Annotated in this window: 10 protein-coding genes; 3 read left to right on the top strand and 7 right to left on the bottom strand. The window is 67.8% G+C overall.

Going from position 1 to position 12,929, the window contains the following annotated elements:
• Positions 1-206 precede the first annotated feature (206 nt).
• Positions 207-1,091, top strand: a complete 885-nt coding sequence (gene purU, locus FBT96_RS16830) for a formyltetrahydrofolate deformylase (protein ID WP_136908664.1) — start codon at positions 207-209, stop codon at positions 1,089-1,091.
• Between the two features lie 180 nt (positions 1,092-1,271).
• On the opposite strand, the gene pgi is transcribed toward purU, so the two are convergent.
• The 5 genes from pgi to FBT96_RS16805 all read right to left on the bottom strand — a co-directional run bounded on the left by pgi (position 1,272) and on the right by FBT96_RS16805 (position 6,957).
• Positions 1,272-2,882 (bottom strand): glucose-6-phosphate isomerase, encoded by a 1,611-nt coding sequence (gene pgi / locus FBT96_RS16825; RefSeq protein ID WP_136908662.1) that lies wholly within the window; start codon positions 2,880-2,882, stop codon positions 1,272-1,274.
• A complete protein-coding gene (gene pgl / locus FBT96_RS16820) occupies positions 2,882-3,553 on the bottom strand; it encodes a 6-phosphogluconolactonase (RefSeq protein WP_136908660.1) in 672 nt (223 codons plus the stop codon). The genes pgi and pgl overlap by 1 nt, the downstream gene beginning before the upstream one ends.
• Positions 3,550-5,025, bottom strand: coding sequence for a glucose-6-phosphate dehydrogenase (gene zwf / locus FBT96_RS16815; RefSeq protein WP_136908658.1), 1,476 nt, complete (start codon positions 5,023-5,025; stop codon positions 3,550-3,552). The genes pgl and zwf overlap by 4 nt, the downstream gene beginning before the upstream one ends.
• Before the next feature lie 163 nt (positions 5,026-5,188).
• Complete coding sequence (locus FBT96_RS16810; RefSeq protein WP_136908656.1) at positions 5,189-5,749, bottom strand: RSP_2648 family PIN domain-containing protein; 561 nt, start codon at positions 5,747-5,749, stop codon at positions 5,189-5,191.
• A complete protein-coding gene (locus FBT96_RS16805; protein ID WP_136908654.1) occupies positions 5,749-6,957 on the bottom strand; it encodes an RSP_2647 family RNA methyltransferase in 1,209 nt (402 codons plus the stop codon). The genes FBT96_RS16810 and FBT96_RS16805 overlap by 1 nt, the downstream gene beginning before the upstream one ends.
• Positions 6,958-7,206: 249 nt before the next feature.
• Here FBT96_RS16805 and edd point away from each other — a divergent pair, with 249 nt between their 5' ends.
• Both edd and FBT96_RS16795 read left to right on the top strand, forming a co-directional pair.
• The gene (edd, locus tag FBT96_RS16800; protein ID WP_136908652.1) at positions 7,207-9,027 is read left to right on the top strand and encodes a phosphogluconate dehydratase; all 1,821 of its coding nucleotides are present in this window, start codon (positions 7,207-7,209) and stop codon (positions 9,025-9,027) included.
• Between the two features lie 105 nt (positions 9,028-9,132).
• Positions 9,133-9,786, top strand: coding sequence for a bifunctional 4-hydroxy-2-oxoglutarate aldolase/2-dehydro-3-deoxy-phosphogluconate aldolase (locus tag FBT96_RS16795; RefSeq protein ID WP_055209761.1), 654 nt, complete (start codon positions 9,133-9,135; stop codon positions 9,784-9,786).
• Here FBT96_RS16795 and FBT96_RS16790 read toward each other — a convergent pair whose 3' ends face one another.
• Both FBT96_RS16790 and FBT96_RS16785 read right to left on the bottom strand, forming a co-directional pair.
• Positions 9,787-10,056, bottom strand: a complete 270-nt coding sequence (locus FBT96_RS16790; RefSeq protein ID WP_136908650.1) for a hypothetical protein — start codon at positions 10,054-10,056, stop codon at positions 9,787-9,789.
• Positions 10,057-10,070: 14 nt separating this feature from the next.
• Entirely contained in the window at positions 10,071-12,842 is a 2,772-nt protein-coding gene (locus FBT96_RS16785) for a [protein-PII] uridylyltransferase family protein (RefSeq protein ID WP_136908648.1), read from the bottom strand.
• Between the last annotated feature and the right edge of the window lie 87 nt (positions 12,843-12,929).

Raw genomic sequence — 12,929 nt, 5'->3', positions numbered from 1 at the left:
CGGGTCGTCGGGGCGAAGCCGCGACGAAAAACCGGCCCGGACATGATCCCGACGGGGGCAAGACAGCCGCCGGAGCAATTGCGACACGTCTTGTGACGCATTTCGACGATCCGCTGTCGCATCCCGGCAGGCCCCTTGGCGCGGGGCGGGGAATATGTGCTAGACGCCTCCAAGACACCCTATGGGGGCCGCGAAAGGAACCGGGAATGACCACCTATGTGCTGACCGTGAACTGCCACTCGACCCGCGGGATCGTGGCGGCGATTGCCAATTATCTGGCCGACAGCGGCTGCAACCTGACCGATTCAAACCAGTATGACGACCTTCTGACCGGCCAATTCTTCATGCGCGTGACCTTCGTGTCGCAAACCGGGGCGACGCTCGACAGCCTGAAGGCGGGCTTCGAGCCGGTGGCGCGGGAATTCGACATGGAATGGGCGATCCATGACGCGGAAACCAAGGTCAAGGTCCTGCTGATGGTCTCGAATTTCGGCCATTGCCTGAACGACCTGCTTTACCGCTGGCGCATCGGCGCGCTGCCGGTCGAGATCGTCGGCGTCGTCTCGAACCACATGACCTATCAGAAGGTGGTGGTGAACCACGACATTCCTTTCCACCACATCAAGGTGACCAAGGAAAACAAGCCCGAAGCCGAGGCGCATCTGCTGGACGTGGTCGAGGAATCCGGTGCCGAGCTGATCGTTCTGGCGCGCTACATGCAGATCCTGTCGGACAAGCTCTGCCAGAAGATGTCGGGCAAGATCATCAACATCCACCATTCCTTCCTGCCAAGCTTCAAGGGCGCCAACCCTTACAAGCAAGCCTATGAGCGCGGCGTGAAGCTGATCGGGGCGACCTCGCATTACGTGACGGCGGACCTTGATGAAGGCCCGATCATCGAGCAGGAAACCGTCCGCATCACCCATGCGCAAAGCCCCGAGGATTACGTCAGCCTTGGCCGCGACGTCGAGGCGCTGGTGCTGGCCCGCGCGATCCACGCCCATGTGCAGCACCGCACCTTCATCAACGGCAACAAGACCGTCGTCTTCCCGGCCTCGCCCGGCGGTTATACGTCGGAACGGATGGGCTGAACCGCGCCCGACCGCCGTGACGGGACAAGGGAGGGGGGCGCTGCCCCCCTCTTGCCTTCGGCAATTCACCCCCCGGGATATTTGCGCCAAGGTGAAAGGGCAAACGGCTCTGCTTTCACCTTGGCGGAAATATCCCGGGGGGGTCCGCTTGCGGACGGGGGGCAGAGCCCCCCCCTTTGCTCAGGCCCGGGCGGCGCGGATGCGCGCTGCAAGCCCGAGGGTGGAGCCGTCCTTGCCCGTGCCCTCCGAGCTGCCGTCAAGCACAGGCGCCAGCGCCAGCGCCAGCTCCTTGCCGAGTTCGACCCCCCATTGGTCGAAGCTGTTGATGCCAAGGATCACGCCCTCGACAAACACCCGGTGTTCGTAAAGCGCGACGATGCCGCCGAGCGTGAAGGGGGTGAGCACCTCGATCAGCAGCGTCGTCGAGGGGCGGTTGCCCGGGAAGACGCGATGGCGGGCCTGACGGTCGCGTTCCGCGCCGCTCAGGCCCTTTTTCGCCATGATGTCCGTTGCTTCCGCCAGCGAGCGGCCGCGCAGAAGCGCCTCGGACTGGGCCAGGCAATTGGCGACCAGCAGCAGGTGCTGGTGTTCCAGATCGGGCTCGCGGCCGCGGGCGGCGAGGAGGAATTCGCAGGGCACGACCCGGGTGCCCTGATGGATCAGCTGATAAAAGGCGTGCTGGCCGTTCGTGCCGGGCTCGCCCCAGACCACCGGGCCCGAGTGATAGGGCAGATCGGCGCCGTCCATCGAGACGCGCTTGCCGTTGCTCTCCATTTCCAGCTGCTGCAGATAGGCGGGCAGCCGGGCGAGGCGCTGTTCATAGGGCAGCACGGCGCGGGTGGCATGGCCGAGCACCTGGTTGTGCCAGATGCCGACCAGCGCCAGCAGCACCGGCAGATTCTCGGCCAGGGGCGCCTGCCGGAAATGGCGGTCCATCGCGGCGGCGCCGGCGTGGAACTCGGCGAAATAGCCCGGGCCGATGCCGATCATCAGGCTCAGGCCGATCGGCGACCAGACCGAATAGCGCCCGCCCACCCAATCCTCGAAGCCGAAGACGCGCGCGGGCGCGATGCCGAAGGCGGCCGTCTTGTCGGTCGCGGTCGAGATCGCGGCGAATTGCGCCGCGGGGTCCGCGACCTTTGCCGCCATCCAGGCCCGGGCGGTTTCGGCATTGGTCATCGTCTCGATCGTGGTGAAGGTTTTGGACGCCACGATCACCAGCGTCGTTTCGGGGTCGAGCCCCGCCAGAACGTCATGCGCGTGGGCGCCGTCGACATTCGAGATGAAATGCAGCCGCGGCCCGTCGGCAAAGGAGGTGCAGGCGATCGAGGCCATCACCGGCCCCAGATCCGAGCCGCCGATGCCGATATTGACCACATCGGTGATGCGGCCCCCCTGCCCGGTGAAGCGGCCTTCGCGGACATCCTCGGCGAAGACCTGCATCCGGCCGAGCGTTTCGCGCAGCGCGGGCATCACGTCCGCGCCATCGACGGTGACCGTGTCGCCGAGGTTGCGCCAGGCCATGTGCAGCACTGCGCGGCCCTCGGTCTCGTTGATCTTGTCGCCCGCGAACATCGCGTCGCGGCGTGCGGCAACCCCGGTCTTTTCCGCCAGATCGACAAGCAGCTTCAGCCCCGTGGCATCGATGTTCGTCTTTGAGAAATCAAAGAACCAGGATCCGAATTCGGCGCTGAAATGGGCGGCGCGGTCGGGGTCGGCGGCGAAAAGATCGAGGATATGCCGGTCCTTGACGGTCGCGGCATGGGCAAGCAGGTCATCGAAACGGTTCATCAGGGGGCCCAATGGATGGTGGCGTTGGAAAGGACGATGCGCACCGGGGCCTCGGTTTCGGGAAGGCTCGCGGCACGCTCCAGTGCTGCGCGCTTTTCTGCACCGGTGATCAGAAGATGGCAATGCATGGCCGCGCGCAGCACCGGCGCGGTCAGCGTGATCCGCGGCTCGCCCGCACCGTCCGCGCGCAGCGCCATCACCGGGGGGGCATCGGGGGAAAGCGCCTCGGCCAGACGGTCGGCGCCGGGGAAAAGCGAGGCCGTGTGCATGTCGGCCCCCATGCCCAGCAAAAGCACGGTGAGCGGCAGCGCGGCGCGCACGCCCCGGGAAAGGTCTTCCAGCCGGTCCTCGGGCGTGGCGGCGGGGGCGTAAAGCGGCACCAGATGGGCCAGCGCCGCAGCCCCCCGCAACAGCCGGTTGCGCAACAGCGCGGTGTTCGAGCGCGGGCTGGTCTCGTCGACCCAGCGCTCGTCGTTCAAGAGCACCCAGACCCGCGCCCAGTCGAGATCAAGGCCCGAGAGGATGTCGAAGACCGGCCCGGGCGTGGTGCCGCCGGGGACACACAAAGTCACCCGATCCTCGACCTCCAGGGCGCGGCGCAGCTGACTGGCCACCTTGTCGGCCAAGGCCAGCATCATCAATTCGCGGTCCGGATATTCGATCAAATTCATTCGCGGATCTCCCGCCAGCGACGGCCGTCGCGGTGCATCAGCATCAGCGCATCTTCGGGGCCGGAAGACCCGGCGTCATAGGGCCGCGGCCGGTCGCCCCGCGCCTCCCAGCCCGCGATGATCGGATCGGTCCAGGCCCAGGCGGCTTCGACCTCGTCACCGCGCATGAACAGCGTCTGGTTGCCACGGATCACATCCATGATCAGCCGTTCGTAAGCGTCGGGAATGTCGGCGCCATCCTCGCCCAGGGCCTCGGCGAACGACATGTCGAGCGGCACCTGCACCAGACGCATCCCCCCCGGACCCGGTTCCTTGATCATCACTTTCAGATTCATCCCCTCATCCGGTTGCAGCCGGATGACAAGGACGTTTTCGCGCCAGGACGCCTCCTCCTGGTCAAAGATCGAATGCGGCGGCGCCTTGAAAGTGATGGCGATTTCACTGGCCCTGCCCCGCAGCCGCTTGCCGGTGCGCAGATAAAACGGCGTGCCCTGCCAGCGCCAGTTCGCCACCTGAACCTTCAGCGCGATATAGCTTTCGGTGCGGCTGTCGGGGTTTTCGCTGTCGGCCAGATAGCCCGGCTGTTCCGCCCGCCCGGCCCCCGCCTTCACGCCCAGATATTGGCCGCGCACGATGTCGGCTGCCGGAATGGGCTGCAAGGCGCGGATAACTTTCACCTTTTCGTCGCGCACCGCATCGGGGTCGAAGTGATAGGGCGGCTCCATCGCGATCAGGCACAAAAGCTGCATCAGGTGGTTTTGCACCATGTCGCGCATCGCGCCCGATTTGTCATAATAGCTGCCGCGCCCGCCGACACCCACGGTTTCCGCCACGGTGATCTGCACATGGTCGATATATTGCGCGTTCCACAAGGGCTCGAACAGGATGTTGGCGAACCGCACCGCCATCAGGTTCTGCACCGTCTCCTTGCCCAGATAATGATCGATCCGGTAGATCTGGCTTTCCTCGAAATGCGCGGCCAAGGTGGCGTTCAGCGCCCGGGCCGAGGCCAGATCGCGGCCGAAGGGCTTTTCGACGACGATGCGCGATTGATCCCCGGCGATCCCATGCGCCTTGAGCCGGTCGGCCAAGGGGCCAAACAGCATCGGCGCCACCGAGAAGTAAAAGGCGTTGATCCGCGCCGGATCGACCTTGGCCTTGAGCGTATCCCAGCCCCCCTCGCCCGTCGCATCGACCGAGACGTAATCGAGGTTTTGCAAGAAGGCCGCGATCGTCGCCGCGTCATGTTTCGCCGGATCGACATAATCGGCGATCGCCTTCGTCACCTGGGCGCGAAAGCCCGCGGCATCCATCTCGGAGCGCGCCGCGCCGATGACCCGCGCCCCCTCGGGCATCTGGCCGGCGTGGAAGCGGCGATAAAGCCCGGGCAGGATCTTGCGCTGCGCAAGATCGCCCGTGGCTCCGAAGATCACGAGATCGAAAAGGTCGACCGGAATGACGCGCGATACCATGGGGCTGGCTCCGATTCTTGGCATGACTGGCGCCCTCCTCCGGATGCGCCGTCCGCGTTGCACATGTTAGCGGTAACACATGCGGTTTCTACCTTGGCGCCAGGTGCAAGTCTAGCCCGGTGTCGGGCGAACTCAAAGCGGTTTGGCAAGGGCGCGGAAAGTCTCAGGCGGTTTCAAGCGCACGGGCAAGGCGGAAGAGCTTCGCCTTTTTCAACAGCGCCCGGGTGGTCCAGGGCTGGGCCGAAAGCGCCTCGGCCTTGGCGCGGACGCGTTCCACCACGGCGGCGACCTGCGCGGGGTGATCGGCGGCCAACGCCCACAGGAAGCCATCGGCATCGAGCCGCGCAAGCCCCTCCCCGGCCAGCACGCCGCGCGGGAAATCGGCCCGGTTTTGCGTCACGATCGCCTCGGCCCCGCCAGATATGGCGGAGCCAAGCACATGGATGTCGTTTTCATCGGGCAGATGCAGCCGCGAGTCGAGCCCCGGGCGGGGCGCGACGACGGCCTTTGGGAACCGGGCCTTGAGCATGGCAATCTCGCCCCGTGCAAAGGCCTCGTCGCCCGAAGACAGCCGCGCCGCCGCCCGCGCCCATTCCTCAAGGATGCGCTCGGACCAAAGCGGCGTGTAAAGCGCCTCGGCGGCGCAGCCGGTCAGGATCTCGCGCAAAACCGTCGGGTAAAGCACGCAGGCATCCAGCAGCACCTTGCCGGGGGCGGCCCGCATCAGTCGAGCCGGAAGACCAGCGATTTGAGGTAAGCCGATTCGGCCAGTTGCGGCAGCATCGGGTGATCGGGCCCGGCAAAGCCGGTGTGCAGCAGTTGCGCGCGGCGCCCGCCACGCCCCAGACCGCGCGCCGAGGCGTTGCGGAAGGCGACCAGATCGGCGGCATGAGAGCACGAACACAGCACGATATAGCCGCCCGGCGCCACCAGGGGCGCCGCCAGCCGGGCGATGCGTTCATAGGCGCGCAGCCCCGCGTCCAGCGATTGCTTGTTCGGCGCGAAGGCGGGCGGATCGCAGATCACCACCTCGAACGTCGCGCCTTCGGTGGCCAGCGCCTCCAGCGTGGCGAAGGCATCGCCCTGACGGGTGGCAAAGCGCGCGCCCTGCCCCATCGCGGCGGCGCCCTTGCTGGCCAGATCCAAAGCCGCGGCCGAGGCATCGACGGCCAAGGCGCTTTCCGCCCCGCCTGCCAGACAGGCCAGCGCGAAACCGCCGACATGGCTGAACACATCAAGCACCCGCGCCCCCCGCGCCAGCCGCGCGGCAAAGGCGTGGTTCGGGCGCTGGTCGAAGAACAGCCCGGTCTTCTGCCCGCCCAGAACATCGGCCATGTAGGTGGCGCCGTTCATTTCGACCGGCACCGGGCCCTCGATGGCACCGCACAGAACCACCGTCTCCTCGGGCAGGCCTTCCAGCCCGCGCGACCGGCCGGAGCCGTTCTTGATCACCGTCTTCACGCCCGTCACCGCGACGAGGGCGGCGCAAAGATCGCCGATCATCGCCTCGGCCCAGGCGGCGTTCGGCTGCACCACGGCGACATCGCCGAAACGGTCGATGATGACGCCGGGCAGGCCGTCGGCCTCGGCATGCACCAGCCGGTAGAAGGGCTGATCGAAAAGCCGGGTGCGCAGATCCAGCGCGCGGGACAGCCGCGCCGCGATCCAGTCGCGGTCGATCGGCGCCTCGGCGTCACGATCCAGCATCCGCGCGATGATCTTCGATTTCGGGTTCACCGTGACCGTGCCCAGCACGCGGCGCTCGGCATCTTCGAGCGTCGCGATCACGCCCGGGGTCAGCCCCTGCGTGCGCCGGTCGGTCACCAGCTCGTCGGCATAGACCCAGGGAAAGCCGTGCCGGATCGCGCGGGCCTCGGCCTTGGGGCGCAGCCGCACGACGGGACGGGACTTCGGCGCTTCTTCTTCGGTCATGGCGGGCCTGCTGCGAAAGGAATGGTTGCGCCCCCTCTAGCGCGACTTTCGCGCCGCGCAAAGCCCGCATCGGCGCCCCCCGGCCCCGGCCGTGCCACACCACCCGCGCCACACCGCGCGGATTTTCCGCGAAATCGGCTGGACCTTGCCCGCGTCCCGCGCGAGAGAGAGGAAAGCAGGATTGATTTGTTAGCGCTAAACTGAATATATGCGGGGCATCCCGAGCCTTCGCCAAAGCTGGATCCGACCATGACCGAGACTGCCGCACCGCTGAACGCCACGATTGCCCGGGTGACGGATCGCATCCGGGCCCGCTCGGCCGCGCGGCGGGGCGACTATCTGGCGCGGATCGCGGCGGCGGCCGCCGCGGGCCCGGCGCGGGCACATCTGACCTGCGGCAATCAGGCCCATGCCTATGCTGCGATGGGGCAAGACAAGGCGCCGCTTTCCGAAGGGCGGGGCCCCAATATCGGCATCGTCACCGCTTACAACGACATGCTTTCGGCCCATGCGCCCTATGCCGATTACCCGGCGCAGATCAAGGCGGCCCTGCGCGACATCGGCGCCACGGCGCAGGTGGCGGGCGGGGTGCCTGCGATGTGCGATGGCGTCACGCAAGGCCGGGCGGGGATGGAGCTGTCGCTTTTTTCGCGCGACGTGATCGCGCTTGCCGCCGGGGTGGCGCTGTCGCATGACACCTTCGACGCGGCGATTTTCCTTGGCGTCTGCGACAAGATCGTGCCGGGTCTGGTGATGGCGGCGGCGACCTTCGGCCATCTGCCCGCGATCTTCCTGCCCGCGGGGCCGATGACGGCGGGCCTGCCGAATGACGAAAAATCCAAGGTGCGGCAACAGTTTGCCACCGGCGAGGTCGGGCGCGACAAACTGATGGCGGCCGAGATGGCGTCGTATCACGGGCCGGGCACCTGCACCTTTTACGGCACCGCGAACACCAACCAGATGCTGATGGAGGTGATGGGCCTGCATCTGCCGGGCGCAAGTTTCGTCAACCCGCACACCCCCCTGCGCGATGCGCTGACGGTGGCGGGCGCGCAGCGTGTGGCCGACATCACCGCGCTGGGGGAAACCGCGCTGCCGGTGGGCCAGCTGCTCGATGAGCGCGCCTTCGTCAACGGGCTTGTCGGGCTGATGGCCACGGGCGGCTCGACCAACCTTGTGCTGCATCTGCCCGCGATGGCGCGGGCCGCGGGGATCGAGCTCGACCTTGAAGATTTCGACGCGATTTCCGATGTCGTGCCGCTGATGGCCAAGGTCTATCCGAACGGGCTGGCCGATGTGAACGCCTTTCACGCCGCGGGCGGGCTGCAATTCCTGATCCGCCATCTGCTGCGCGCGGGGCTTCTGCATGCGGATGTGAACACCGTCGCAGGCCCCGGCCTGGCGCGCTACACGCAGGAGCCGAAGCTGATCGAGGGCCGCCTCGCTTGGGTCGAGGGCCCGGAAGACAGCCTCAATGACCGCATCCTGCGCCCCGCCAATGCTGCTTTCGCGGCGAGCGGCGGGCTGAAACAACTGGCGGGGAACCTGGGGCGCGGCGTGATCAAGGTCTCGGCCGTCGCCCCCGACCGCCATGTGATCGAGGCCCCGGCCCGCATTTTCGAAAGTCAGGATGCGGTGAAGGACGCTTTCAAGCGCGGCGAATTCACCGCCGACACCGTGGTCGTGGTGCGGTTTCAGGGGCCGCAGGCGAACGGCATGCCCGAGTTGCATTCGCTGACGCCCACCCTGTCCGTGCTGCAAGACCGCGGCTTGCGCGTCGCGCTGGTCACCGATGGCCGGATGTCGGGGGCCAGCGGCAAGGTGCCCGCCGCGATCCATGTCAGCCCCGAGGCCGCCTGTGGCGGGCCCTTGGCGAAGCTCGTCGACGGCGATCTGATCCGGCTTGACGCCGACACCGGCACGCTGTCCTGCCTGACCGAGGGCTTCGAGAGCCGCGCCCCCGTCCCCCCCGATCTGAGCGCCAATCGCACGGGGCTCGGCCGCGAGCTGTTCGAGACGTTCCGCCGCAACACCGGCCCTGCCACCTCCGGCGCGTCCGTGATAGTGTGAGGCCGCGCCTGCGGCGCATTTGCGTATTTGGACCAAGAAGAAACCCGCAGCTTCTTCTTGGCGCAAATACGCCCCTTTGACCCATACCCCCTCAGGAGGCCCCTCATGACCCCCACCGCCCAATCCGCGAAAGCGCGCGAATTCTGCGCGCTTGCCCCCATCGTGCCCGTGATCGTGGTGCAGGACGTGGCCCATGCCCAGCCGCTGGCCAAGGCGCTGGTGGCGGGCGGGCTGAAGGCGTTGGAAGTCACTTTGCGCAGCGCCTGCGCGCTCGAGGCGATCCGCGCCATGGTCGATGTCGAAGGCGGCGTCGTCGGCGCGGGCACGCTGCTCACGCCCGCCGATGTGAAGGCCGCCAAGGCCGCGGGGGCGCAATTCGGCGTCGCCCCGGGCCTGACCGAAAGCCTTGTCAAAGCCTGCGAGGACGAGGGCTTGCCCCTTCTGCCCGGCGCCGTCACCGCGTCGGAAGTGATGCGGGCGCTGGAACTGGGCTATGACATGCTGAAATTCTTCCCCGCCGAAACCTCGGGCGGGGCCGCGGCGCTGAAAGCGATGGGCGGGCCGCTGCCGAAAGTCTCGTTCTGCCCCACCGGCGGCGTCAGCCTGAAGAATGCGCGCGATTACCTGACGCTGCCGAACGTGATGTGCGTCGGCGGCTCCTGGGTGGCGCCGCAGGGCATGATGAGCGCGGGCAACTGGGCCGCGATCGAGGCGCTGGCAACCGACGCCGCCGCGCTGTCGCGCGCGACGCTTGGCTGATCAGACCGACATCCGACCTGCCCGGCCGCCGCGCCGGGCGGGCGGGGTTTCCGCGCGGGTCAGCCCCTCGGCCAGAACCTGCGACATCGGATGGCGCGCATCGGCGCCATAGCTCGTCAGAACCGCCCGCATCGCCGCGGTCTGATCGGTGCCCGGCGCCAGGCTCAGCGCCCAGTCCAGAAAGATCGACCGGCATTCGACCGGCCCGATCCCCTCGATGCGGTAGCTTTCGCGCACAAGCCCTTTCGGGTCCGCCAGTTTCAGATCCATCTTCGCCTCTCCCGTCAGCCGAGCGCCTTCTCGACGAGCGCCGCAACTTCGGATGTGGTGCGCTCCAGCCGTTCGGCAAGGGTTTGCAGGCTGTCTTCGCCCAGTTCGCGCAGCAAAAACGCCCGCCCGCCCTCGCCCAGCGCCTGCAGATCCAGCGGCCGGTCGGTCAGCAGCCGCCCCCCCGCCTGCAGCCGCCACAGAAAGCGATAGGCCGAGGCCAGCGTCTCGCCCTCGGCTTTCGTCACGAAGCCCCGGCGCGGACCGATGCGCAGCTGCGCCTCGACCTTGCGGGCCGGTTCGCCCGCCCGCAGCGCGAAACTTTGCGCCAGAAGTTCGATGTCCTGCAGCCGCCCGGGGCCGATCTTCGCCTCCCAGGCGCCATCGGGGGCCTTGGCGGCAAAGATCCGTGCCCGCATTTCGGCCAGATCCGGCATCACCTTCGGATCGCCGCCCTTTTCGGACAGAACCGCAAGCCGCGCCGCCTCGACATCGGCGCCAAGGCCGGCATCCCCCGCCAGCACCCGCGCCCGCGTCAGCGCCAGATGTTCCCAGGTCCAGGCCTCGGTCCGCTGATAGTCGCGGAAACTGTCGAGCGACACCGCCACCGGCCCCCCCCGCCCCGAGGGCCGCAGCCGCATGTCGACCTCGTAAAGCCGCCCCTCGGGCATCGGCGCGGTCAGCGCGGTGATGAAGGCCTGCGTCAGGCGGGCGAAATATTGCCGCGTCGCCAGGGGCTTCGGCCCCTCGGACAGATCCACCCCGGGGGCATCATAGATCACGATCAGATCGAGATCCGAGGCCGCATTGAGCCGCTCGGCGCCGAGCGAGCCCATGCCCAGCACCACCGCCCCCCGCCCGGGTTGCGGCCCATGCCGACGCGCGAATTCCGCCACCACCTCGGGCCAGAGCCCGGTCACGGCAGTCCCCGCGATATCGGCATAGAACCGCGCCGCCTCGGCCGCGTCGACCAGCCCGCGCAGATGATGCACGCCGACGCGGAACCGGAATTCCTTGGCCCAGCGCCGCGCCGCATCAAGCTTTTTCTCGTAATCCGGCACCGCCGCCAGCGTCGTGCGGAAGGTCTCGGCCAAAGCCTCAGCGCCGGGCCAGGCGGCAAAGAAACTGCCGCCGATCACCGCATCGAAGACGCCCGGATTGCGGCTCAGATGCGCGGCCAGCCCCGGCGCGGTGGCACAGATGTCGACGATCAGATCGATCAGCGACGGGTTCGCCTCGAACAGCGAAAAGAGCTGCACCCCCGCGGGCAGCCGCGCGAGGAACCCGTCGAACTGGCGCAGCGCCTCTTCGGGGCTCGCCGCGCGGTCCATCCGCTTCAGGATCTCGGGCTCGATGCGGCGAAAGATCGCCTGCGCCCGGTCCGAGCGCAGCGCCGGATAATGCGTCCAGGCTTCGACGATCTTCTCCGCCTCGGGGCTGAGGTCGGGCCGCGCCGCCGCCGCCGAAGGGGCAAAGAACGCCCCGGTCAGTGCCTCGACCCGGGTCAGACGGTCCTTCAGCCGCGCCGCCCAGGCGGCAGTATCGCCCGCCCCCATCATCCGCGCGATGCGGTCGATCCCCTCGGGCGTGATCGGCATCAGCTGGGTCTGGGCATCGTTCACCATCTGGATGCGGTGCTCGATCTCGCGGTGCTCGCGGTAGTGATCGGTCAGCTCGCAGGCCACATCGGCGGGCACCCAGCCCTTGGCGGCCAGTTTCGCCAGCCCCCCCACGGTGCTGCGGTCGCGCAGCTCGGCATCGCGCCCGCCCGCGATCAGCTGCCTGGTCTGGGTGAAGAATTCGATCTCGCGGATGCCGCCCTGACCGAGCTTCAGATTGTGCCCGGCCACCTCGATCGCGCCCCCCAGCCCCTTGTGGGCGCGAATCCGCAACCGCATGTCATGGGCATCCTGAATCGCGGCGAAATCCAGATGCTTGCGCCAGACGAAAGGCGTCAGCGCGCGCAGGAATTTCTCGCCCGCCGCGATGTCGCCCGCACAGGGGCGCGCCTTGATATAGGCGGCGCGTTCCCAGGTCCGGCCCTCCGCCTCGTAATAAAGCTCCGCCGCCCCCATCGAGATGCACACGGGCGTCACCGAAGCATCGGGCCGCAGCCGCAGATCGGTGCGAAACACATAGCCCTCAGAGGTGATGTCATTGATCAAGGCCGACATTTTCCGCGTCACCCGGATAAAGGCCGCGCGCGCGTCCATCCGGTCATCGGCGGCGAACTGGGTCTCGTCGAAAAGACAGATCAGGTCGATGTCCGAGGAATAATTCAGCTCATGCGCCCCCATCTTGCCCATCGCCAAAGCCACCATGCCCCCGGCGCGGGCGGCATCCTCGGGCCCCTTGCCCGGCAGCTTGCCCCGCCGGATCTCCTCGGCGACCAGACGGCGCAGCGCCAGATCGACGGCGGTCTCGGCCAGCGTCGTCAGCGCCCCCGTCACCTGCTCCAGCGGCCAGGCCCCGCCCAGATCGGCCAGCGCGATCAGCACCGCCAAGCGTCGCTTCGCCCGGCGCAACTCGGCCCCCAGCATCTCCAGCTCGATCCCCTGCAGCCGGGCGATCTCGGCCGCGAAAGCCGCCTCAAGCGGGCCCGACAGCGCCGCCCGCAGCCATTCCGCCTCGCGCTCCAAAAGCCCCGCCAGATAGGGCGAACACCCCGCCGTGCCCGCGATCAGCCCGCGGATTTCGGGCGGAAAATCGCCATAACGGGCGGCGACATCGGCGCCGCGGGCAGGATCAAAGGCAAGGGGCGTGCGGGTCAGGCGGGATGCAAGGCTCATGGCGGCAGACTATCCGCCGCAAGGGCCGGGTCAATGGGCGCAAATGCCCCGCCCCTTTCACCTTGGCGCAAATATCCCGGGGGGTGC

The organism is Rhodobacter capsulatus (genome assembly GCF_005144475.1).
Taxonomy (GTDB): domain Bacteria; phylum Pseudomonadota; class Alphaproteobacteria; order Rhodobacterales; family Rhodobacteraceae; genus Rhodobacter; species Rhodobacter capsulatus_C.
The sequence above is the reverse complement of the archived record's forward strand: the minus strand, read 5'-3'. Positions and strand labels throughout refer to the sequence as shown.